This window comes from Paenibacillus cellulositrophicus, assembly GCF_009363095.1.
Classification (GTDB): domain Bacteria; phylum Bacillota; class Bacilli; order Paenibacillales; family Paenibacillaceae; genus Paenibacillus_AQ; species Paenibacillus_AQ favisporus.
In genome coordinates this window covers 4,317,897-4,342,500 of sequence record NZ_CP045295.1, presented here as the reverse complement: position 1 = coordinate 4,342,500, position 24,604 = coordinate 4,317,897, and the positions used below count along the sequence as shown (strand labels likewise).

At 54.0% G+C, this 24,604-nt stretch carries 16 protein-coding genes (1 of these 16 running past the window's edge); 1 reads left to right on the top strand and 15 read right to left on the bottom strand.

The genetic code is table 11. From position 1 onward, the window contains the following. Positions 1-307: the final stretch of a molybdopterin-dependent oxidoreductase gene (locus GCU45_RS19330; protein WP_152400019.1), read on the top strand. 941 nt of this gene lie to the left of the window's left edge; only the last 307 of its 1,248 coding nucleotides appear in the window; its start codon lies off the left edge, out of view; the stop codon is at positions 305-307. Positions 308-329: 22 nt separating this feature from the next. Here GCU45_RS19330 and GCU45_RS19325 read toward each other — a convergent pair whose 3' ends face one another. The 15 genes from GCU45_RS19325 to uvrB all read right to left on the bottom strand — a co-directional run bounded on the left by GCU45_RS19325 (position 330) and on the right by uvrB (position 24,548). After that, the gene (locus GCU45_RS19325; protein WP_152400018.1) at positions 330-2,189 is read right to left on the bottom strand and encodes a transglycosylase domain-containing protein; all 1,860 of its coding nucleotides are present in this window, start codon (positions 2,187-2,189) and stop codon (positions 330-332) included. Then, positions 2,186-2,806: a hypothetical protein gene (locus tag GCU45_RS19320; protein ID WP_152400017.1), complete on the bottom strand. Its 621-nt coding sequence runs from the start codon at positions 2,804-2,806 to the stop codon at positions 2,186-2,188. The genes GCU45_RS19325 and GCU45_RS19320 overlap by 4 nt, the downstream gene beginning before the upstream one ends. Before the next feature lie 259 nt (positions 2,807-3,065). Next, on the bottom strand, positions 3,066-5,087 hold the full coding sequence (ligA, locus tag GCU45_RS19315) for an NAD-dependent DNA ligase LigA (RefSeq protein ID WP_152400016.1): 2,022 nt from the start codon (positions 5,085-5,087) through the stop codon (positions 3,066-3,068). A gap of 34 nt (positions 5,088-5,121) precedes the next feature. Next, a complete protein-coding gene (gene pcrA, locus GCU45_RS19310; protein WP_152400015.1) occupies positions 5,122-7,449 on the bottom strand; it encodes a DNA helicase PcrA in 2,328 nt (775 codons plus the stop codon). A 162-nt stretch (positions 7,450-7,611) separates the two neighbouring features. Next, positions 7,612-8,298, bottom strand: coding sequence for a heptaprenylglyceryl phosphate synthase (locus GCU45_RS19305; RefSeq protein ID WP_152403209.1), 687 nt, complete (start codon positions 8,296-8,298; stop codon positions 7,612-7,614). A 195-nt stretch (positions 8,299-8,493) separates the two neighbouring features. Then, a complete protein-coding gene (locus tag GCU45_RS19300) occupies positions 8,494-9,366 on the bottom strand; it encodes a phosphatidylinositol-specific phospholipase C/glycerophosphodiester phosphodiesterase family protein (RefSeq protein ID WP_152400014.1) in 873 nt (290 codons plus the stop codon). A 197-nt stretch (positions 9,367-9,563) separates the two neighbouring features. Continuing rightward, a complete protein-coding gene (gene rfbD, locus GCU45_RS19295) occupies positions 9,564-10,442 on the bottom strand; it encodes a dTDP-4-dehydrorhamnose reductase (RefSeq protein ID WP_152400013.1) in 879 nt (292 codons plus the stop codon). Further along, a complete protein-coding gene (gene rfbB, locus GCU45_RS19290; RefSeq protein ID WP_152400012.1) occupies positions 10,439-11,467 on the bottom strand; it encodes a dTDP-glucose 4,6-dehydratase in 1,029 nt (342 codons plus the stop codon). The genes rfbD and rfbB overlap by 4 nt, the downstream gene beginning before the upstream one ends. Positions 11,468-11,490: 23 nt before the next feature. Then, a complete protein-coding gene (rfbC, locus tag GCU45_RS19285; RefSeq protein WP_152400011.1) occupies positions 11,491-12,036 on the bottom strand; it encodes a dTDP-4-dehydrorhamnose 3,5-epimerase in 546 nt (181 codons plus the stop codon). A gap of 349 nt (positions 12,037-12,385) precedes the next feature. Continuing rightward, complete coding sequence (locus GCU45_RS19280; RefSeq protein WP_152400010.1) at positions 12,386-14,899, bottom strand: U32 family peptidase; 2,514 nt, start codon at positions 14,897-14,899, stop codon at positions 12,386-12,388. 502 nt (positions 14,900-15,401) lie between these two features. Beyond that, positions 15,402-17,360, bottom strand: a complete 1,959-nt coding sequence (locus tag GCU45_RS19275) for a copper amine oxidase N-terminal domain-containing protein (RefSeq protein ID WP_244364162.1) — start codon at positions 17,358-17,360, stop codon at positions 15,402-15,404. Beyond that, the gene (locus GCU45_RS19270) at positions 17,360-18,514 is read right to left on the bottom strand and encodes a S1C family serine protease (protein ID WP_152400009.1); all 1,155 of its coding nucleotides are present in this window, start codon (positions 18,512-18,514) and stop codon (positions 17,360-17,362) included. The genes GCU45_RS19275 and GCU45_RS19270 overlap by 1 nt, the downstream gene beginning before the upstream one ends. A gap of 236 nt (positions 18,515-18,750) precedes the next feature. Further along, positions 18,751-18,960, bottom strand: coding sequence for a hypothetical protein (locus GCU45_RS19265; protein WP_152400008.1), 210 nt, complete (start codon positions 18,958-18,960; stop codon positions 18,751-18,753). Positions 18,961-19,594: 634 nt separating this feature from the next. Then, entirely contained in the window at positions 19,595-22,456 is a 2,862-nt protein-coding gene (gene uvrA / locus GCU45_RS19260) for an excinuclease ABC subunit UvrA (RefSeq protein WP_152400007.1), read from the bottom strand. Positions 22,457-22,556: 100 nt separating this feature from the next. Beyond that, the gene (uvrB, locus tag GCU45_RS19255; protein WP_152400006.1) at positions 22,557-24,548 is read right to left on the bottom strand and encodes an excinuclease ABC subunit UvrB; all 1,992 of its coding nucleotides are present in this window, start codon (positions 24,546-24,548) and stop codon (positions 22,557-22,559) included. Positions 24,549-24,604: the final 56 nt, after the last annotated feature.

Sequence of the window (24,604 nt, the reverse complement as noted above, 5' to 3'; positions counted from 1 at the left end):
GGATGAAGCCGGGGTTCAGCCAGCGGCACAAACCGTGAAGTTTTATTCGGGCGACGGGGTCTACACGGACTCTATAACGATGAAACAGGCTCGCATGGACGACATTATGGTGGCCGTTCTGCACGACGGCAAGCCCATTCCAAGCGATCTCGGCGGTCCGGTACGGCTGATCGTTCCCCAAATGTATACTTATAAGTCCGTCAAATGGTTAAACCGGATTGAATTGATTCAAGGCGACCATATCGGCTATTGGGAAGAACGGGGTTACGATAAAAATGCCTGGCTTCCGGACGCCAAAAGGACATAACTCGCTCCTGGCAGCCCTTCAATCAACGTTCAAGCCCCCTCCTCATGACCGCTGAAAACAAGGCGGCGGCCTTCCCGCTGCCTGCGATCATGTAATTATCCGCATCCGTTCTGTCAAACCCCATCCATACAGCCCCGGTCCATTCCGGCGTATAGCCGACGAACCAAAGATCGCGGTTTCCCTTGCTGCTGACGCCGGGCAGGCCAAGCTGCGTCGTGCCGGTTTTGCCCGCTACCGGCCGGTTCATCCTCGCTTTCATGCCTGTGCCCTCGTTCACGACACCGCGCAGCATGCTCGTCATATCTTCCGCCGCCGAGTGCGAGATGACTTGGCGCTCATCCGGACGGTAGGCATACAGCACCCGACCTTTTGAATCCGTAACCTGCCGTACGAGATGCGCGTCACGATAAATCCCTCTGCTGGCAAACACGCTGTACGCCTGCGCCATTTTCAAGGGGGAGACGCCGGAATGAACGCCGCCAAGCGCAATGGACAGATTGGCATCCTCAGAGGTAAGCGGAATGCCCAGCTTCGCCGCGAACTGTGTCGCCTTTGTAATCCCTACCTGCTGCAGCAGCCATACGGCTGGAGCATTTACAGACTGCTGCAGCGCTTGCCTCATGGTCATTTGCCCCTGATAAGCTCCGCCCAAATTCTGAGGCTTGTAGCTCCCGTAAGCTATCTTGCGATCCTGAAGCATGCTGTCCGGTGAAAATTTACCGCTCTCAAGGGCCGGGCCGTAGACGATAATCGGCTTGAAGGCGGAACCCGGCTGCCTGGCATCAACCACGGCCCGGTTCAAACTGCCTGCAGCAGGATGCCTGCCTCCGGTCAGCGCCACGATCTCTCCCGTCCGATGATCCATAATCACCATCGCTGCTTCAACCTGCTGATCCTTTCCGTCCGGCGGAAAGAAACCCGGGTTGGCGAAGGTATCTTCCAGTGCAGCCTGTGCAGCCATATTCATCCCCGTTACGATGGTATACCCACCCGTCTTCAACTCTCCCAAAGTTTTGCCTGTTCGCTGTGAGGCTTCCTTGAGAGCAGCATCCATATAAGAAGCCCCCAACACAGGAGGATCAACCTTCGCCGGCTGCTGATATTCTGTATTCATGGCAGACATGTCATTATGGGTAATCAGACCTTGCCGCTTCATAATGCCGAGCACTATGTTTCGCCGTTGTACGGGCAGGTCGCCCTTATGTAACGGATTGTAAATAGACGGTCCCTTCGGAATGGCAGCCAAGGAGGCGATTTGCGCCACACTGAGCTTTTTCAGATCCGTCACTCCGAAATAATGCTCCGCCGCAGATTTGATGCCGAATTGCCCATCCCCCATGTAAATCTCATTCAAATACAATTCCAATATGTCATGCTTGGACAAACGTTTCTCCAGCGACAAAGCGATAGAAGCCTCGTTCAGCTTGCGCAGCAGCGTTTGATCCCGGTTCAGATACAGATTTCGTGCCAGCTGCTGTGTAATGGTGCTGCCGCCTTCCGAAATCCGCATATGGATGGAGTTGGTGTATACCGCACGTACGATCCCTTTGTAATCCAGTCCATTATGTCCATAAAAACTCCGGTCCTCCACCGCCAAAAAAGTGTCCAGCAGCAAATCAGGCATATCTTCCAGTTGTGCCTTGGCCCTGTAGCCCGACTCCGGCAGTGGTATTTTTCGAAGCTTGGTCCCATCCGAGGCCACCAGGATGCTCGACTCCGGCAATACCAGTTTCTCGGGATGACGCCCCACGACGATGCCTCCGTACGTATGTACATAAAACAGACCCGCCAGTACGATCACCGTACCGATGACCGCGACATCGAACGAGAGGTAGAACCCCCTCATCACCTTACGCAAAACCTTTGCCTGAAGGCTGTTCATGACGCCGTCATCAGGCTTTCCAGAAGCCTCTCCAATCCTTGCGCTTCCCGCTTCACGGATTCCATATCGAAGTCTGGCGGCCGCTGACTGTCCAAATCCGCAGCCTCCAATGTGCGGAGCAGTGATTTGATTCGCAAAATGACTGCCATGACCTCTTCGTTGTCCAAAAGCGGAGTCGTTTCGTTTTGGATGGGCGGTGTGGATATTTGATCGGCTGAAGATGCTGAAGATGTTGTCATCCATCTACGAATACCTTGTAAGTGGCTCGCCAATGCCTTCAACTCACCACCCGAGGCAACTTTCAGTTCACGGAAGGATCCTCGATCTGCCAGCTCCTCCGCCGCTCTCACGATCTGTTTCATATCATCCGCAAATTTTTGCGAGCGAAGCATGAACAAACCGGCAAACACGATCAAAAAAACAACAGCGGCAATCGGCGTTCTACCAATATAGTTCACCAAACCATGGGCCAGCCTGGCAAAAAATGAATCGGGCGAAACATGCTCATAGGACCACACAAAGACATGGTATGTCAAAAAGAGAACGATACCGCTTAACAAAGCGCTGCCCGTCACTGTATACAGATAAGCAGCCCGAACCGTTAACCATTTTCTCAAAACTCAGGCCTCCTCTCAGCAAAGCGGAAAACTCACCCACCTATGCGCAAAAGGATACCAGACAATTCTTAACAAACACCCGCGAAATCCTTAACATTCCCTTAAAACTCCACTGCAAGCAGAAATCCGGCTTCATGCAGAGAGCCCCTTCATGCGAGTTCCATCGAAGATCAAAACAGCAATGTCAGCATGAGGTAAAAAGAAAAAGCCCTGGACCCATTTTTCAATGAGCCAGGACTTTGTTGGTCATGTCCTATAACTAGTTCGATTCTTCGTTCAAAAGACGGATGAACTCGTCCTCGTCCTCGATCACCTGAATGCCGAGCTGCTTGGCTTTGGCCAGCTTGCTGCCGGCCTTCTCTCCGGCAATGAGCAGGTCCGTCTTGGCCGAGACGCTGCCCGTCACCTTCGCCCCAAGCGCCTCCAGCTGCGCCGACGCCTCGTCGCGGGTCATTTGGTGCAGCGTGCCGGTCAATACGACCGTTTTCCCACTAAAGAAGGAGTCGGTTTTAACCGCCTGAGGTGCCTCAGGAGCCTTCGCCTGCACGCCGAGGGAAAGCATTTTCTCGATGCCCGCCACCACAAACGGATCGGCAAAGAAGTTCACGATGCTCTCAGCGACAATGCCGCCGACATCCGGAAGAGCGATTAACTCCTCTATGTCGGCTTTCATCACGGCGTGGAGATCCCGGTAATGGTCCGCCAGCATTTTGGCTGTGGATTTACCGGTGTTTGGAATACCCAATGCGTACAGGAAGGAAGCGAGATCCCTTCCCTTGCTTTTCTCAATCGCCTCCAGCAGATTCATCGCCTTTTTCTCGCCAAAACGATCCAGCTTCACCAGCTGCTCAAACGTCAGCTCATACAGCTCCGCTGCTTCGCGCACGTTCAGTTCGTCGTACAGCTGTCCGGCTGTCTTATCGCTGAACGTCTCGATGTCCATCGCATCACGGGAGGCGAAATGCGTAATCCGCCCGATGATTTGCGGCCTGCAGTTCAGCTTGTTGTTGCAGAACAGATGGGCGCCGCGCATTTCCAGCGGGAAGCCGCACGCCGGGCAGTGCTCCGGATAAATGATTTCACCGCCGTCGTTCTCTTCGGTCACCTTACCCAAAATCTCCGGAATGACGTCGTTGGAACGGCGGATAAACACGCGCGTGCCCAACGCATATTTCAGGTTCTTGCGCTCGATGTCCCCCACGTTGTTCAGCGTACAGTTCTGAACGGTAACACCTGCCAGCTCTACTGCCTCTACCCGGGCAAGCGGAGTCACTTTACCGGTGCGGCCTACGTTCCAGCTGACGGATTCCAGCACGGTCGTCGTCTCTTCCGCCTCGAATTTGTAGGCTACTGCCCAGCGAGGGAATTTGTCCGTATACCCGAGCGCTTCGCGCGTGCGCATGTCGACGATTTTGATAACGGCTCCGTCAATGAGATAGTCCAGGCTGGAACGGCGTTCCTGAATTTCGGCAAGCTGTTCCATCACATCGTCGAAGTTATCGAAATACGCGATGTACGGATTGACTTTAAAATGATTTTCCCGCAGAAAATCCATCATTTCCTTATGGCTGTCGAACCGGATGTTATCGGAATAGCCCACGTTGTAGAAATAGGCATTCAACCGGCGCTCGGCGGTCACCTTCGGATTCAGGTTGCGCAGCGCTCCCGCCGCCCCGTTCCGGGCGTTCTTGAGCGGCTCAGCCGCCGTCTTGTTGTACTCCTCAAGCACAGAGAGGTTCATAATCCCTTCGCCTTGGACCTCGATCGTACCGTCCTTATATGGAATGCTCAAAGGCACAGACTTAATCGTCTTGATCTGCGGAAGGATGCCTTCGCCGACTACACCGTTTCCGCGCGTAGCCGCCTGAACCAATCTTCCGTTGGTATAGGTCAAATTGAGCGTGAGCCCGTCAAACTTCAGCTCCACCGCATAGCTCAGCTCGGGCAGAGGGTTATCCGGGTTTTTCTTGTTATAGTCTTGAACCAGCCTTACAGCCCTTGCGTTCCAGCTGCCAAGCTGTTCGATATTTTGGGCCTTATCCAGGCTCCACAACGGAGCCAGATGACGATGCTGGACAAATCCTTTGAGCAGCTCTCCCCCTACACGCTGTGTCGGAGAATCCGGCAGCGACACGCCGGTCTCCTTCTCCAATGCAACGAGCTGGTCGTACAAAGCGTCGTACTCTTTATCGCTAATGACAGGCGCATCCAGCGTGTAGTATTGATAATTGTGCTTATTCAGCTCGGCTACGAGCTGCTCCATGGTCAACTTCGGATCCATGCAGGGTCATCCCTCCGTCTATAGATTCATAATTTTAATTTTCCACTTTAGTGATCGGCGCAAACCCGGCCAGAAGGCGTTTCACGCCAACCGGCGCCGGAAAAGCGATCTGCAGCTCCGTATCGTTGCCGCTGCCTTTGACCGAAACGACCGTCCCGGTGCCCCATTTGCCGTGGGAGACCTTGTCCCCCGCCTTCAGGGCCGTAAGATCCGAGGTGCTGCTCGCCGCTGCCATTTTGGCCGGTGTGGAGGTAGTCACCGTCACCCGGCTATCCCGGCCAACCGAAGTGGCCGTGGAACCGCTCTGCGAGGTTGGCGCAGCACTTCTGCCGAAGTTGCTTCCGCCGCTGCCAAAACCTCTGCCGCCATAAGAACCGCCAATGTTGCCTCCGCGGCGGTAGCGGTCACGGGCAACGACCGTATCTTCCTTCAGCTCTTCCGGAATCTCATCCAGGAAGCGGGAAGGCGGGTTCGCCGTCGTCCGGCCGAACAAAGTGCGCATCTGCGCGCAGGAGAGGAACAGCTGCTGCTCCGCGCGGGTAATCCCGACGTAAGCCAGCCGGCGCTCCTCCTCCAGCTCCTCGTTGTCTTGGAAGGCTCGGCTGTGCGGGAATACACCCTCCTCCATGCCGATGATAAACACCACCGGGAATTCCAGCCCCTTGGCACTGTGCATCGTCATCAGGACAACTGCGTCCGAGCGGTCCTCCTCGCTGTCGTTCATGCTGTCGATGTCGGCAATGAGCGCCAAATCGGTCAGAAACGCCACCAGCGACTTATCTTCATTATTCTTCTCAAATTCCATCGTAACAGACAGGAACTCGTCGATATTTTCCAGGCGGGACCGGGATTCGAGCGTATTCTCGCGCTGCAGGTCGACCCGGTACTGGGACATTTCCAGTATTTTTTCGGTCAACTCGGTGACAGACAGGTACTCCACCATCTGATGAAGGGCCGAAATCATATCGTAAAACTCCACCAGCGCATTGCGGGTCCGTCCGGCAAAGCCCAGGTCGTCAACGAACTCCAGCACGCGGAAGATGGACGCTCCCCGCTCGGCCGCCGCTGCCGCGAGCTTAGCCACCGTCGTATCGCCGATGCTCCGTTTCGGAACGTTAATGATCCGTGTCAAGCTGATATCGTCATCCGGGTTGGAGAGCAGGCGCAGATAGGCCAGCATATCCTTGATCTCTTTACGGTCGTAGAACTTGATGCCGCCGACGATTTGGTACGGAATGTCCGACTTGATCAAAATTTCCTCGATTACCCGGGACTGGGCGTTGGTCCGGTATAGGATGGCGTGATCCTGGTACGACTTGCCCTGGTTTACATTCTTGCTGATCTCCGAGGTAACGAAATACCCTTCGTCATGCTCCGAGTCCGCCCGGTATACTTTAATCTTCGCGCCTTCGCCTTTATCGGTCCACAGCTTCTTCGGTTTGCGGCCGGTGTTCTGTCCAATGACTTCGTTCGCCGCGTTCAGGATCGTCGAGGTCGAGCGGTAGTTCTGTTCAAGCAGAATAGTGCGCGCTTCCGGATAATCCTCTTCAAAATTCAAAATGTTGCTGATGTCCGCGCCGCGCCAGCGGTAAATGGACTGGTCGCTGTCGCCCACAACACAAATCCGGTGATGGCTGTCGGCCAGCATCCGGCACAGCATGTACTGCGCCCGGTTCGTATCTTGGTATTCGTCGACATGAATGTACTGGAACTTTTTCTGATAAAAATCCAACACTTCCGGGACTTCCTTAAACAGCTGGATCGTAGCCATGATCAAATCGTCAAAGTCCAGCGAGTTGTTGGCCTTGAGCCGCTTCTGGTACATCGTGTACACCTTGGCGACCAGGCCTTCGAAATAGTCTCCCGCCTTCTGTTCATACTGCGCCGGCGTCACCAGTTCGTTCTTCGCCGTGCTGATCACGGATTGGATCGCCTTCGGCTCGAATTTTTTCGTGTCGAGGTTCAGATCCTTCATGCAGTTGCGGATAACGGACAGCTGGTCTGTGGAGTCCAGAATGGAAAAGTTCGAGGTGAATCCGATGCGTTCAATATCTCTCCGCAAAATGCGGACGCACATCGAGTGGAACGTGGACACCCAAATGTCCCGGCCCTCATTGCCGACCAGCTTGGCTACTCGGTCCTGCATCTCGCGTGCGGCTTTGTTGGTAAACGTAATGGCCAGAATCCCCCAAGGCGGAGCTTTACGGGTTGCGATAAGGTAAGCGATCCGGTGCGTCAGCACCCGGGTCTTGCCACTGCCCGCGCCGGCCATGATGAGCAGCGGGCCGTCCGTGGCTTCCACGGCTTGGCGCTGCTGCGGGTTCAGTCGTTGTATTGCCTGTTGTATATCAATAGGTTGCATGCGTGCATGCTCCTTCCTGCTATAGAAATTCACAAATATGATAGGACATCATAAAAGCGGTATGCAGTGTGGCCCAACGGCCAGCATCTATTATACCAGTTAGCGGTTATATGCATTTGGGGATTAGAGGTAGTACCGACAACAGTCTAAATCCACTTGCTTTTATTCCTTAATGGCCTTAACCGTCAGCAGCGCCTGCTTCAAATCTTCGTAAACAGCGTTGCCGACGACGATGGTGTCGCAGACGTCAGCAGCCTGACGGGCCGAATCGGCATCCTTGATGCCTCCGCCATAGAACAGCTTGGCCCCGTTAAGCGAGCGGTGAATGTGACGCACGGTCTCCATGTCCCCGAACGTCCCGCTGTACTCCACATAGACAACCGGCAGAGACATCAGCTTGTCCGCAACCTGGGCATACGCCGCTGCTCCGGCTGCATCCAGCTCGGTCTGCGCACCGGTCAAGCGGGCAACTGTGGAATCGGCGTTCAGGACGATATATCCTTCGGGAACAAGCAGCTCCCACGGGATCATGTATCCATATTCCTCCACCGCCCGCTGATGATGGCCAACGATCCATGCCGAATCCGAAGCATTGAGCACCATGGGGATCATATACAGATCAAAACCCGGTACGATCGCCTCCAGATCGGATACCTCCAGCACGCAGGGGACCTCATATCGCCTAATACGGGACAGCAGCTCCACAGTGTTGTCGAACGTTACCCCGCTGGACCCGCCCACCATGACGGCGTCTGTACCGGACATGCACACCGCATCCAGTGCCTCATCGGAGATCTCCTTATCCGGATCAAGCTTAAACACATGCCTCCATGGCATAATCATTTGCATCAAACGGCATTCCTCCACGACAAATCTTCATAAATCTAGTCTATGTCAGCACCGGGTGAGTGTCAATTTGTGTTCGCATAAAATGCGAACATTTTTTCGCCAATCCGCCGTACACAAAAAAGAAGATATGCTCCGGGTAGAGAAGCATATCTTTCAGGTCATAAACGATTCATCCGATGAACAATTTGGATGCAATTACCACCCGAGGGCAACAAGCCAACGGTTGTCTCCAAGCTCTTGTTCCGTTACAAAGTCGGAATACACGCCCGTAACCCCCATTCGCTGCAGCCTGCCAATTTCGGAAGGATCGTTAATCGTATTCACATAAGCCGTGATTCCCGCTTTTTTCAGCTTGGCCAGAAAATCAGGCTTCGCCCGGGATTCCGGGATCGTAACCGCCTCAATCGAATGGCTGGCAGCAAAATCGATGACTTCCTGATCCGTATCCTTGGTAGCATACAGCGTATATATAATGGACGGAAATTCATAAATACCGTTTACCATGTCCAGCATCGGCTGATCGTAAATTTGCGGCACGACCCTCTCCAGCAGCGCGGGATCGCGTTTTTTCGCCGTATCTACGAGGATCTCCAGCTCTTTTTGCATATCCGCCGGCTCCTGCTCCTTCGTATCCGTCACGATATAAATATCGGGATAATGCTCCATCAGGTCCAAAATATCCGACCAATCCAGCGGCTCGTATGTGCCGAGGATTTTACTGTTCTTGAAGTCGCTGTAGGTCAGTCTCCCCGACTGCTTGTCCTTCGGAAGCTCACCCTTTTGCCCCAGCAGCTCAGTCATGTACTGCGTCCATTCGTGCCTGGCCACCAAATGGCCATCTGCAGTCAGAAGCAGATCCACCTCGAATACGCGGTTTCCTTTTTCATAGTTGGCAATAAACGCCTCGTAGGAATTCGTGTACGCATGCTCGCGGATCCCGCCCATCGCGTGGGAAATGACCCGGTAATCGGTAAAATTGTTGTTGATGTCCTTGGAGCTTCCCTGGGGAACCCACATCATCAGGCCGGCCGCTACGACCAGCGCCAGCAATGCCACCCATTTCCTCATCGATATCACATCCTTTTCACCAGCTAAGCGTGAGGGGAGCGTGTCTGATTCGTTGGGAGCCGAAGAAAGAGATTAGTAAGTAGAGATTACCCGGACTGGAGGGGTATCAAACGATGAGGGGGGAGGGGAATGCTGGGAAAAGAAAAAGCACCGCAGCAGCCGGTGCCTGATCGAACTTTTCATTAGAGAGTTCTAATCTACTCTATTCCTTGATTTTGGGTAGATAGATCTTGAATAAAATCATGCAGCCCCTCCCGCCAATCCCTCAAATCAGTCAGCCCATTGGCCCGAATCGCCATGTGATCCATGACCGAATATGCTGGACGGGGAGCAGGACGGGGAAATTGAGCCGTTGTGCAGGGTTCAAGCCGGGCGGTCAGCTGGATTCCAGCTTTCCCTGCTTCGTCAAAAATAGCCCGGGTGAAGTCAAACCAGGTACACTGCCCCGCATTGGAGGCGTGGTAAATCCCGTATTGCTCCGTTTGGACGAGTTCGAGCAGAAAGCGGGACAAATCTACTGTAAACGTAGGAGAACCCAGCTGGTCGTTGACGACCTGCAGCACGGGTTTTTCTTGACCGAGGCGCAGCATCGTTTTGACAAAATTGCCTCCATGCGCACCATATACCCAAGAGGTCCGAACGATGAAGTACCGGGAAGACAGGCTCTGCACGAATTGCTCACCAGCCCGTTTGGTTTTGCCGTAGACGCTTTGGGGATCAGTCTCGTCATATTCTCGGTAAGGAACCGAAGACCTTCCGTTAAAAACATAATCCGTGCTGATGTATACCAGCTTGGCTCCGCAGTTCTCCGCTGCCGTCGTCATATTCCTGGTGCCGATCGCATTAACCCGGTAAGCCCCGTCAATGTCCGTTTCTGCCGCATCCACGGCCGTGTAGGCAGCGCAGTGGACAATCGTGTCCGGCCCAAAATCATTAACGGCCTGCTGGCACGCATCCCAACGGGTAATATCGAGCATGGAGCGCCCGCAGCCCAGAACCTGATGCCCCGCTTGCTGGAACAAGGCGGTCACATCCCGGCCAAGCTGTCCTTCGGCCCCTGTCACAAGGACTTTCATAAGCCGTCCCCCAAACGCGAACCGTACTGCTTCTTGTAATAATCCTGATACTCACCGGACTGAATACGCGCCCACCAATCCTTATGATCCAGATACCACTGAATCGTCTCCTTGATGCCGGATTCAAAATCGTACTTCGGCTTCCATCCGAGTTCCCTCGTTATTTTGCCAGGATCGATTCCGTAACGGCGGTCATGCCCCGGCCGGTCCTGAACATGCGTAATTAATGATTCCAGTTTACCCAGTTCCTGTAATATTGTTCTGACGATATGAAGGTTCGTCCGCTCATTGTTGCCGCCAATATTATAAACCTCGCCCGGCTTGCCCTGTTGGATGACAAGGTCGATGGCAGAACAGTGGTCTTCGACGTACAGCCAGTCCCGAATATTTAACCCGTCGCCGTATACAGGCAGCGGCTGCTCGTTGAGGGCGCGGGAAATCATGAGCGGGATCAGCTTTTCCGGAAACTGATACGGACCGTAATTGTTGGAACAGCGGGTGATATTTACGGGCAGTCCAAATGTTTCATAATAGGCCCGGACCACGAGATCTCCTCCGGCTTTGCTCGCGGAGTAAGGACTGTTTGGAGCCAGCGGTGTTTCTTCCGTAAAAAGTCCCGTATCTCCCAGGGTTCCGTATACCTCGTCGGTAGATACCTGAACGAATTTGGTCACCCCATACTTCCGGGCTGCATCGAGCAGCACCTGCGTCCCCAGCACATTCGTCTTCACAAAAATATCCGGTTCCAGAATGCTCCGGTCCACATGGGATTCAGCCGCAAAGTTGACGACGATATCGATCCCTTGCTGAAACCATGATTCCACAGCCTCCACATCGGTAATGTTGGTCGCCGTAAATGAATAATGAGGATGATTCTGGACGGAGCTGAGGTTTTCGAGGTTGCCAGCATAGGTTAGCGCATCCATATTGACGATTTCCAGTTCAGGATACTTTTGCAGCATGTATATAATAAAATTACTTCCGATAAACCCCGCTCCGCCGGTAACGAGCATTTTCCTTCCCATCGTTTGATCCCTCCTGGTCGTAATCAAAAGTTAAGCTCCGCATCCTTCAGCAGAGGATGGCGCTGATCTTTATCCGACAGGATCGGACTGGAGACCGGCCAGTCGATGCCAAGCGCAGGATCGTTCCACAAGATGCCCCGGTCATGTTCAGGAGAATAATATTCATCCACCTTATACAGAACCTGCGTACCCGGAACCAGCGTGCAGAATCCGTGGGCGAACCCTTTGGGTACAAGCAGCTGCCGCTTGTTATACTCACTAAGAATCACACCGGTCCACTCTCCAAATGTCGCTGAATCCCGCCGGATATCCACAATCACATCATAAATCGCACCGCTCAGAACGCGGACCAGCTTGGTCTGGGCTTTGGGGTTCAATTGATAATGAAGGCCGCGGATGACGCCCGCCTCTGCGGAGAGCGATTGATTATCCTGAACGAATGTGTGCGTAATCCCCTGCTGGCGCAGCACAGCCTCGTTATACCCCTCCATAAAAAATCCCCGGTTGTCACCATGAACAACAGGTTCAATCCATACGGCATCTGCTAAGCGTAATTGATTCACTTTCACACGGAAGGCCCCCTAATGGTAGTCTTGTAAGTAACCAAAATTGAATTCATTCTTATTAATATATGGTGCTACCAAACCGTAGGGTGATCTATTGGTCCGCCCTTTTTAAGTCATAAATCATCTTAGGGAAAACTGTTCTAGGGAGTGGGGCCAGAGAGGTTTAGGAGAGGATCGAAATAAGCTGTATTAACGCTTCCAAATTCCATATATATACAATACACCATTCATCCAGCACGAGGAAATGAATTATTTTAGTTATGAAAAAACAAGCCATTATCATAAGCATTAGCACATAAAAAAGACAGAATCCGCACGAACATAGCGGGATTCTGCCTTCATTTATTTTTTCTTATTTCACCAGCTGTCCACGAGTTACGCCAAGCTGGTTGGTCGCCTTCAGCGTCTTCCACACCTGCGTGCCGCTGATTTCGCCGCGAAGGGCACGGTTGTACAGGTCGATGACCTCGTGCACCTGTTCAGGTGTTTCCTCCAGGAACTCGACGCGGTAGCTCGAGACGCCGAGATCCATAAAGTTCGTCAGATACTCGGCACCGGACTGCTCGATGGCGTTGTAGACCGTGTTGCGGCAGCCCTCGTCCACGCGGACCGGATGAGACATTCCGATGCGGTCCTGCAGGGACGCCCGGTGCGATTCGCACGGACGGCCGCAGTTCGTAAAGTCGGTGCCTTCACTCAGGAAGGTACAGTATACGCAGTGCTCCGTATGGAACATCGGCAGATGCTGGTGGATGACGATCTCCATCTGCGACGTCTTGGAGCGCTCCAGCAGATCGACCATCTGCTGGATGTTCAGGTCGTAAGACGGCGTGACCAGGTCACAGCCGGCTTCGAGGAACAGATCCACCGCTTTGTGGTTGGCGATGTTCAGCGAGAAATCGCCAATCAGCTGCGGATGATCGGCATCCGGGTTTTCCATCCGGTGGCGCAGGTAGAAGTACAGCGCCCCGGTGTTGCGCACAAGCACGGCGTCCGGCTTGAGGCGCAGAATGTTTTTGTGGTAGCCGTTCTCGTTCGGCATATGGATGCGCGGCGTCGCCAGCGCGATCCGCTTGCCGGCGGCATGAACGGCTTCCACCGCTGCCGGGAACTGCTTGATGAACTCGAAGTCGGCGTATATCATCTCTACGCCGGCTTCAAGCGCAGCCTCCACCTGCGGGAGGCTGCGGCACAGCGCGGTGAGCTTCGCCTCACCGCGGGCCACCGGCGATGCGCTGCGCGCGGCATCGCTGAACACAGTCGCCGCCCGTTTCACGTACACGGGCGGCTTCGGGCGCTCGCCTGCGAGCAGCTCCACCGCACGGCGGCGGATATTGTTCAGCTCGCGCATCGGCACGATGACGTCGCCCTGCAGGTCGACGTCCAGCTTCTCGAGCTGGTAGACGGTGCCGCCCAGGCGGCCGAACTGCTCCTCGAGCAGAGCGTAATCCATCGGCCGCTTCTTGGCGATTTCCAGCTCCATCTCCGAGTCCACCTGCACCGTCGTGCCCTTCTGCACGTCGGTCCAGACGGTTGTCAGGAGACCGTCGGCATGGCCCACGGCTTTCACATGCACCGGGAACACCCGGTACGGCTTCTCCGTCTCGAACGTTTGGCGCAGGCGCTTGTCGAGCGCCGGATCGTTCGTTTTCCAGATACGGTCACCGACATGCAGCTTACGCAGGTCCACATCGCTCCGGCCCGGAACGATGTCCACGATCCAGCCTTCACCGGCTTCCCCGTCAATCTTGACGCCTTTGCGGCGCAGGTCGTAAATCCGTCCGCCCTCTTCCTGCTTCGTCGGGTCGCCGGCGTCGAACACGATGCCGTCCCCGCGCTTCAGCGGAGCTTCGATCTTGCAGACGACGCCGTCGCGCAGGATCTTTTCGACCCGGCCGACGTACACACCGCGGCTTTTCGGGAACGTGCCGTCGACCAGCTGTTTGTTATTCGTGCCTTCGAGGAATCCGTGCGTAAAGCCGCGCGAAAAGCTCTGCTGCAGCTCGCGCATTTCCTCTTCGCTCGGCGGCGTATTGTCGCCGTCAAAGTAACGGTCAATCGCCTTGCGGTACTTGCTGACCACGTTGGCCACGTACTCGGGGCTCTTCAGGCGCCCTTCGATCTTAAAGGACGTAACGCCCGCCTCGATCAGCTCCGGCATCAAATCGATGGCCGCCAAATCTTTTGGCGACAGCAGATAAGCCACATCTCCCATCGGCTTCTGCTCGCCGTCCACGATCAGGTCGTACGGCAAGCGGCAGGCCTGCGCGCATTCACCGCGATTGGCCGAGCGGCCGCCCCACATCTCCGACGTCAGGCACTGACCGGAATAGGAGACGCACAGGGCGCCATGAACGAACACTTCCATCGGAAGCTTCGCCTGTTCCCCGATTTTTTGAATCTGCTTCAGGTTGTTTTCGCGTCCCAGCACGACACGCTCCATGCCCCACGGCTTGGTGAATTCCACCGCTTCTGGCGAGGTGATCGTCATCTGGGTCGAGCCGTGAATCGGGAAGTCCGGGGAAATTTCCCGGATCAGCTTCACCAGCCCCAAATCCTGCACAATCACAGCATCCACGCCCGCATCGATACAGGCGTCGATCAGTTCTTTGGCATCCTCCAGCTCGTTTTCAAACACCAAAATGTTAAACGTCAAAAAGCCCTTCAAGCCATAGCTGTGAAGAAACGACATGATCTCCGGCAGCTCCGCCATCCGGAAGTTGTTCGCCCGGGCACGGGCGTTAAACTTTTCCACGCCGAAAAAGATCGCATCTGCTCCGTTGGCTACCGCCGCACGCATGCAGTCCCAGTCGCCGGCCGGCGCCAAAAGCTCCACGTCTTCCCTTCTTAATGTCTGTTTGTTCATCTATATCCTCCCAAACCGGTCCTGCCGATTCAAATTCTAGAATTCTCGTACTCATTGCTGACCTAACGAAAAGAATCACCAGCACAACTTCTGCTTTAACTTATCTAGTGTACCAGACATCTTCTGATCCTTCTACTATCCCCACGAATTATCTCGATTCCCATAGGAAGGCAGCAATTTTCGCATTTGCATATTATCAGGTTATCCGTGTTTGGTAGGGGCAAACCATGATTATGGGCCAGCGTGCTTTATATGATGTGAAAAACTCCATATGCAGCAAAACCAAAGCACCTCTAAGACGTTTCCGCAGACGCCCGGCACAGCTTTAAGCCATCAGATCATCTATGACGACCCAGACCGCCCTCACAACTAAAGCCATCACCCTCTAATGCATCTCAGATCCCACCAGCCACAACAAAAACCGGAACAGCCCATGGGCTATCCCGGTTCCTGATCACATATTTTTCCACTGCAATTTCACCGCTACAGCAGCTATCTCACGTTATTCGGCAGCCGCAGTGGTTTTGACTTCATCTTTTTTCGTAAACGTAAAAGAATTCAGCGTCTCATCCAGCGTCTTCTTCTGAATATCCGTGGCGTTGGCGTCATTCAGGGACGCGGACAGCGTATATACCGTGCCGTTATGCTGAACGACGATTTGGCGCGCGCTGTACGGAATGCCGTCCTTCACCTGATGGATGGAAAAGACGACAGCCGGCTCGCCGGCAAAGGTCGTGTTCTCTACCTTTTCCAGCTTCAGATCTTTCTGATACTTCACGGCTTCATTGTAGAACGCCTTCAGTTGGCTTACAGCCTCTTCAAAGGAGCTATCCTTCTCGGCCGTGATCATCATGCGTCCGCCCACGAACTGATACTCCACCGGCGACAGCTCAAACTGGTCGCGATTCGCGCTCCAGTACTGCGGAATACGAATTTGGTACTGATAGGTTTTGGACGTTTTGGTCGTTCTCTTGGATTTATCGATCAGGAACGTATTCTCTTCCATACTCCCGAAGGATTCCGGTACGACGGTAAAATCAATGTTGACCCCGTTCATCAAATCCTTGAACTTGGCCACATCCGCCGGCTGGTCTTCCGGAGCTGCATATTCCACATAATAGCGGTAACCGTCCTTCAAAATCATCACTTCATATTCACGGATCCAGCCGTCACCGTAGTTATACCTGGCTTCGTTCACCAGTGCCTGTTCCCCGGATACCTCCAGCGGGTAAGTATTGACGACCTCATACGAAGTTTTGACGAAGGATTCCTCCAACCATTTCTTCATCTGTCCGCCCCACTGTTCAAGCGAGTCGCCTTTGGGTCCAGTGGACACGTTGAGCTTCAAGTAGCTGCCGTCCTTGCTTTCATAATACATGTCCGCATTGTCCATGCTCCAGGCAGCCGGGATGTCTAAAGCAATGCCGTAGTCCTCGTTATACACGCCGCGCATGCCATTTTTGACAGTAGACAGATCCTTCACGGTTTTATCCGCCGGATTAAAGCTGGTATCGAAGGAGTTCAGCAGCCCGGCATATTTATTCAGGTCCTTGTAGTTGGACGCCTGCAGATCAGCAAAATACAGCTCGTACAGACGATTATGGCCCGAATACATCCGGCACTCCCAGAAGGTTCCGTCCCCATCCTTGGTCACAATACGGGCATACGGCACCTTTGCTTTCGGGAAGGTCCCCCGGTCCACTACCATCTCGCCACCTTTTTTGGCGTCCTCCACCAGCCGATCCAGCAAATCATCGGTGCTTAGATCCGCATCCACATCGGAAGCGTGGACTTCAATGTAATACTTTTCCTCTGCATCGTTGAAAGACGCAATACTCTCGGTCTCATCGCCGCTGCCGACGATCAGGCCGCTCGGATAATTCATCGTCCAGCCGTAGTAGCTGTTGCCGATTTTCGTCTTGCCTACATCCGAATCGATCCCCGGATCCTGCGGACTGGCATCATCCTCCGAAGGTTTCAGGCTAATCACCCATTCCCCCGCCGACCCTGTATTCATTTGCGCTCCGATGCCTTGCGCCACCACACGAAGCGGAACCATCAGGGTGCCGTTCATCATGGACGGGGCAGCCTCCAGCTTCACTTTGCGTCCGTCCACCCAGGCCAGCTGGCTATCAATCGTTAGGCTGATCTGATGAGGGCCGTATCCGATTTTGACCACATTGTTTTTTTCCAGCTTTACTTCGCTGCCGAACGCTTTGCTGAACACGCCCAGCGGAACCATTACGGTTCCATTTTTCTTGAACGGCTTCAAAATTTGTACCGTCTGCCCGTTAATCACCGCTGCAGTGCTTCCCGTCTTGAGCTGCAATGTCAGCTTGTCCGAGCTGCTATCCGCCCACGCGGGCAATGCGGCTGCCAGCATGATGATGCCGGCCAGTGCCGCCGATCCGATGTTACGCAATGCGCTTCCCTTCATCCGTGACTGTCCCTTCTTCCCCATTAAAATTCCTCTCCCGGTCCGCTCTCGTCATTGTAGGCGTCACCATCGGCGCCCGCCTGCGACAGAACCAGCTTCCGCTCCACGATATCCCCGCCGCTCTGCATAAGCAGCTTAACCGTTTGCCCCGGTAAAAAGGACTTAAACATTTCGTTGATGTCCACGACCGAGGTCACCCGCTTGCCGTTAATGCTGTAGAGTACGTCGTCTTCCTGAATGCCGGCTTTTTTGGCCTGATCCGAAAAGACCTTCGTTACGGTTAACGGATCGTCCGTTGGCAGTCCGACAATGGCAGACCAGCTCTCTTCCATGTTGAATCCGAGGCTTGGGCGCTTCACTTCCCCATACTTGAACAGTTGTCCCATCACGTACTGCACCGTATCTGAAGGGATGGAAAAGCCCATATTTTCCACGCCGACGGCTGCGAACTTCAGGCTGTTGATCCCAATAACTTCGCCCCGCATATTAACGAGCGGCCCCCCGCTGTTGCCCGGGTTAATTGCCGTATCGCTTTGGATCAGCCGGTAAAAAGCGTTCACGCCCCGGTTCAGACCGCTGACAACGCCCACCGTCGCCGAATTACGAAGGGAAAAAGAGATCGGCGTACCGATCGCAATGACCTTCTCTCCTACCTGCGCAGTTTGTGCGGACTTGGCAAAGACTGCTGGCACTAAAGATTTGGCATTGATTTTGATCAAGGCAATATCACTTGTTTCGTCTATGTATGAATCCACAATGCTATACGATTTGCCGTCGGACGTGACGACCAGCGTACCTTCCAGTCCGTTCACCACGTGCGCGTTGGTAACGATCCAACCGCTGGACTTCACGATGACTCCTGTACCGTGCGCCAAATTGTAGCGGTTGGTCGCGCCTCCCGTCAGCGTCGTATCCGTCGAGCGGCCGATAATCCCTACAACCGAAGGCGATATGTCTTTGACGATTTGCGGGACCGGATCCGCTGCCACCTGGACGTTGACCTTCTTTGCTGTAGATGCGCCTGATGCTGCTGTTTTTACCTTCTGCGCAGCTTGTCCCGCCTTGGATGCCGCTGTGGCCGTTTTGCCTGTGCTCTGTGCCTCGGCCGCCGCGCTTCCACTGACGAGCACGATCGTGCTGAGCAGCGTAATGACCCACTTTTTCCCCGTCGGTTTCATTCCCTCACCTGACCTTATCTTTATCTTGATCTGCAGATCCCCGGAGTCTATCCTTTCACCTGAATCATAGCCTCAATGTATCACACAAACCGGGCGTGTACAATTGCTGGAAGCCCTATATTTAATAGGAAATTTCCACAGCAAGATCCCAAGAGCTTAAACAAAAAAAGACCCCTTGTCCGCCGGTTAGCGAAAGGTGTCTTCATTCGTCGCAATTTCGTTGGAGTTGTATCTGTTTAGCTCATCCAGTTCTGGATCATAGCAAAGTCGGACGCTAAAAAGACCAGCAAGCAAATCACGCTGAATCCGATTGCAAATTTGTTCTTAACCGGTTGCTTCACCAGACGGATAATCCCGATCAGGATCAAAACCGTAAACAGGATCATGAATACGTCAAAGGTATTGAATTTGGATGCAGCCGATGCAGCAGCTTCTGCAAGCAACATGGTTGGACCTCCTCTTGTGGCTTCGCTCAATTTACATATCTCTCTACATGTTATCGTTCTGGGCGATGAGATGCAAGACTTCGGATGTAAAAAATTGAAATTGTCATAAAATCGCCTTTTTCTGGTAATTGAGGCTTGTCGCCTCGGATCAATTACCATGTGCATGTGTAGAATCCTAATCCTTAATATTATTACCCCGGTTGGCTTCAATTTATGAAAAATGGCGCTTATTTCCGGAAGTGCCGTTCATCCAACTCTGTGACTATGGATATCGGAAAGGCGGAAATTTCTTACGGTATAAATTGAATTGGATGATGGGGCAAGTACGTAAAATGTCCCTACGATCCCTCTTGTTTTCGGATTTCTTGATTTTATGGAACCCACGTAGGGTAGAAATCCGAAAGCCAAATGTGACCGCTTCGCTTCTTCGGAATCATTTTACTCCCTTGCTTACATCGTATTCTTTAGTTCAACTTACACAGAATCTCCAGAACATATACCTTCTTCATTACAAAAAAAATCATGCCTCCCCGCCTCGCGGCGGAATGGAGACATGAACTGATCCTATATCCTTATTTAGCGTAATCGTTCCACGCTTGACTCTGGTTACGGCATTGGTACAAGCTGGTCACTATTAGCTCGTCACCTTCAAAGCTTCACTGCGCGCCGTGTCGCGCTCCAGGATCGGCTTCAGGTACTTGCCTGTGTACGACTGCTCGACCTTCACGATTTGCTCCGGCGTACCGGAGGCAATGATCGTTCCGCCGCCGCTGCCGCCTTCAGGACCCAGGTCGATAATGTGGTCGGCCGTCTTGATGACGTCCAGGTTGTGCTCAATGACGAGCACGGATTCCCCGGAATCAACCAGGCGATGAAGCACAGTCAGCAAACGGTCGATATCGTCGACATGCAGACCGGTCGTCGGCTCATCCAGAATGTAGAGCGTCTTGCCGGTGCTGCGCCGGTACAGCTCGGAGGCCAGCTTCACACGCTGCGCCTCACCGCCTGACAGCGTCGTGGCCGGTTGTCCCAATGTGACATATCCCAGGCCAACGTCGAGCAGCGTCTGCAGCTTGCGGTGGATTTTCGGAATGTTTTTGAAAAACTCCGTCGCGTCCTCCACCGTCATTTCAAGCACGTCGGCAATACTCTTCTCCTTGTACTTAACCTCCAGCGTTTCCCGGTTATAGCGTTTGCCTTTGCAGACTTCACACGGCACATAGACGTCCGGCAGGAAGTGCATCTCGATCTTGATGATGCCGTCCCCGCGGCAGGCTTCGCATCGTCCGCCCTTCACGTTAAAGCTGAAGCGTCCCTTTTTATAACCGCGGATTTTGGCCTCGTTCGTCTGTGCGTAAATGTCACGGATATCATCAAACACACCGGTGTAGGTTGCCGGATTGGAACGCGGCGTGCGGCCGATCGGCGACTGGTCGATGTCGATGACTTTCTCCAGATGCTCGAGCCCGCGAATTTCCTTGTGCTGGCCGGGTCTGACCTTGACCGCCTTGTTGAGCTCCCTGGCAAGCGTTTTGTACAGGATCTCATTCACGAGCGTCGATTTGCCCGAACCGGAAACCCCCGTTACTGCCGTGAAGACACCCACAGGAATTTTGGCATTGATGTTCTTCAGGTTGTTCTCTTTCGCTCCGCGGATCTCCAGCCAGCGGTTATCCGGCTTACGGCGTTCCGTATTGACCGGGATGAACTTGCGTCCGCTCAGGTATTGGCCGGTCAAGGAATTCGGATCCTTCATGATTTCCTCAGGTGTGCCTTGAGCGATGACACGGCCGCCGTGAATACCCGCACCCGGACCGATATCGATGATATAGTCGGCGGCCATCATGGTGTCCTCGTCATGCTCTACGACGATGAGCGTATTGCCGATGTCCCGCATATGCTCCAGCGTAGAAATCAACCGATCGTTGTCCCGCTGGTGCAGACCGATGCTCGGCTCATCGAGAATGTAGAGCACGCCCATCAGGCTGGAGCCAATCTGCGTAGCCAGGCGGATCCGCTGGGCCTCTCCCCCGGAGAGTGTGCCCGCGGCCCGGCTCAGCGTCAGGTAATCGAGCCCGACATTCACGAGGAATCCGAGGCGCGCGTTAATTTCCTTCAAGATCAAGTTCGCAATCGAGCGTTCCTTCTCGGACAGCTCGAGCTGATCAAACAGCTTCATCGCTTCGCCGATGGACAGGCTCGTCACATGCGCCATGTTGTAGTCGTTAACGGTTACGGCAAGCACTTCTTTCTTCAAACGGTGACCCTTGCAGACTTCGCACGGCTTCGCGCTCATGAAGTTTTCGATAAATTCGCGGATGCCCTCGGAAGCCGTTTCACGGTAGCGGCGCTCCAGGTTGGGAATGACGCCCTCAAATACCACAAACGCTTCTTTCCGCTGTCCGAAGTCATTTTCGTAACGGAAGCGGACCTTCTGATTACCCGTTCCGTACAGCAGCTTGTTCATGTCTTCTTCCTTCAGCTGGCTGACCGGAACATTCTGAGGAATGTTGTAATGCTCACATACCGATTTCAAAAATTGCGGATAATAGTTGGACGTACTGCCTGTCCACGCCAGAAAAGCGCCGTCATCGATCGATTTCTCCCGGTCCGGAATCAACAGCTCAGGGTCGACGATCATCTTCACGCCAAGTCCATCGCATTCCGGACAGGCCCCGAACGGACTGTTAAACGAGAACATCCGCGGGGACAGCTCCTCAATGCTGAATCCGCAGATCGGGCAGGCGAAATTGGAGCTGAAGCGCAGCTCTTCCTGGCCCATAATATCGACCAGCAGCTGGCCTCCGGACAGCTTCAGCGCCGTCTCGATGGAGTCCGCCAGGCGCGCCTCCACACCTTCCTTAACGACGATCCGGTCGACAACGACCTCGATCGAGTGCTTCTTGTTTTTCTCCAATTCGATATTTTCGGAAAGATCGCGAAGCTCGCCGTCTACCCGTACGCGCACGAAGCCCTGCTTGGCCACGTCGGTAAACAATGACTTGTGCTCACCCTTCCGGCCGGAAATCATCGGTGCCAGCAGCTGCAGACGCGTCTTCTCCGGATACTGCATAATCCGGTCGACCATCTGTTCCACGGTCTGGGACGTGATTTCAATGCCGTGCTCCGGACAGTGGGGATGGCCCACACGGGCAAACAGAAGCCGCAGGTAATCGTAAATCTCGGTTACCGTTCCGACGGTAGAGCGCGGGTTGCGGCTCGTCGTCTTCTGGTCAATCGATATGGCCGGAGACAGCCCGTCGATCGAGTCGACGTCCGGCTTCTCCATCTGCCCCAAAAACTGCCGCGCGTACGCGGACAGCGACTCCACATAACGGCGCTGCCCTTCCGCATAAATCGTGTCAAACGCCAGGGAAGATTTGCCCGAACCGCTCAGTCCGGTTAAAACAACGAATTTATCACGGGGAATCGTGATATCTATATTTTTCAAATTGTGGGCCCTTGCACCCTTAATGATGATATTCTCGCTGGCCAATGGTCGCTCATCTCCTTTGAAAGGATCTATTTATGGGATTTATCCACAAAGAGAACGACCAGTACAAGCGGCCGTTCCCTTATCTTATCCATGTTCTTGTTTATTCCGCCTTCAGTTCCAGCAGGGCGTCACGCAGCTCGGCTGCGCGCTCGAACTGCAGGTTCTTCGCGGCATCCTTCATTTCCGCTTCCAGACGCTGAATCACCGACTGGCGCTCCTTCTTCGACATCTTGCCGCCGGTGCCGGTCAAATACTCCGCCTTCGACTCGGCCACCTTCGTCGCCTCGATAACGTCCCGCACCTTCTTGCGGATCGTCTGAGGCGTGATTCCGTGCTGCTCGTTATAGGCGATCTGCATGGTGCGGCGGCGCTGGGTTTCTTTGATCGCTTTGTCCATCGAGTCCGTAATTTTGTCGCCATACATCAGAACAAAGCCCTCAGAGTTCCGGGCCGCGCGGCCGATCGTCTGAATGAGAGACCGCTCCGAGCGGAGGAAGCCTTCCTTGTCGGCATCCAGGATCGCAACCAAAGATACCTCAGGCAGGTCAAGTCCCTCTCTCAGCAGGTTGATCCCGATCAGCACATGGAACGTACCCAGACGCAGGTCACGCAAAATCGCCATCCGCTCCAGCGTCTTGATATCGGAGTGTAGGTACCGGACCTTGATCCCAATCTCTTTCAGGTAGTCGGTCAAATCCTCGGCCATCTTCTTGGTCAGCGTCGTCACGAGCACCCGCTCGTCGCGGTCGATCCGCTCCCGGATCTCCCCGATCAGATCGTCGATCTGCCCTTCGGTCGGGCGGACTTCGATTACCGGATCCAACAAACCTGTCGGACGGATGATCTGCTCAACCATTTCATTGCAGTGCTCGATCTCGTACGGTCCCGGCGTCGCTGACACGTAGATAATTTGATTCACTTTACTCTCGAACTCTTCGAACGTCAACGGGCGGTTGTCCAGAGCCGACGGCAGACGAAATCCGTGTTCCACCAGCACCGTCTTGCGCGCCCGGTCCCCGTTGTACATCGCGCGGATCTGCGGCAGCGTCACATGGGACTCGTCGACGACGATCAGCATATCATCCGGAAAATAGTCCAGCAGCGTATATGGGGTTGCTCCCCGTTCCCGGAACGTTAACGGTCCGGAATAGTTCTCAATCCCCGAGCAGAAGCCGACTTCCTTCATCATCTCGATGTCGTAGCGCGTGCGCTGCTCCAGGCGCTGAGCCTCGAGCAGCTTGCCTTGGGAGCGAAGCTCCTCGAGCCGCTCTTCCAGCTCCCGCTCAATATTGACCAGCGCCACACGCATCGTCTCTTCCTTCGTTACGAAGTGAGACGCCGGGAAAATCGCGATATGATCGCGTTCACCGATCAGCTCACCGGTCAGGACGTCGATCTCCGTAATCCGTTCGATCTCGTCCCCGAACAGCTCCACGCGGATCGCCTGTTCCCCTTTGGAAGCCGGGAAAATCTCAATGACGTCGCCGCGAACACGGAACGTCCCGCGCACGAAGTTGATGTCGTTGCGCTGGTATTGGATGTCCACCAGGCGCGACAAAATCTGATTGCGCGGCTTCTCCATACCTACGCGCAGCGACAGCAGCATGCTGGAGTATTCCATCGGCGAACCCAAGCCGTAAATACACGAGACGCTCGCCACGATAATAACGTCCCGCCGCTCGAACAGCGAGCTGGTCGCGGAGTGGCGCAGCTTATCGATCTCCTCGTTGATGCTCGAATCTTTCTCAATATACGTATCCGAAGAAGGGATGTACGCTTCCGGTTGATAGTAATCATAGTAACTCACAAAATAATCGACGGAGTTGTTCGGAAAAAACTCCTTGAATTCGCTCGCCAGCTGGGCGGCAAGCGTCTTGTTATGCGCGATGACCAGCGTCGGCCGCTGCACCTTGGCGATGGTCTGCGCAATGGTAAAGGTCTTGCCGGTACCGGTCGCACCGAGCAGCGTCTGATGCTTCTTCCCCTGCTTCAGGCCTTCCACCAGCTCGGTAATGGCCTTCGGCTGGTCGCCCTGCGGTGTGTATTCCGACTCAAGCTCAAACGTCTTGGTACTGACGACAATATCGCTCATTGCCCAACATCACCCTTATCATCTAAAATAGATATTCTAAACTATATGTCGAGATT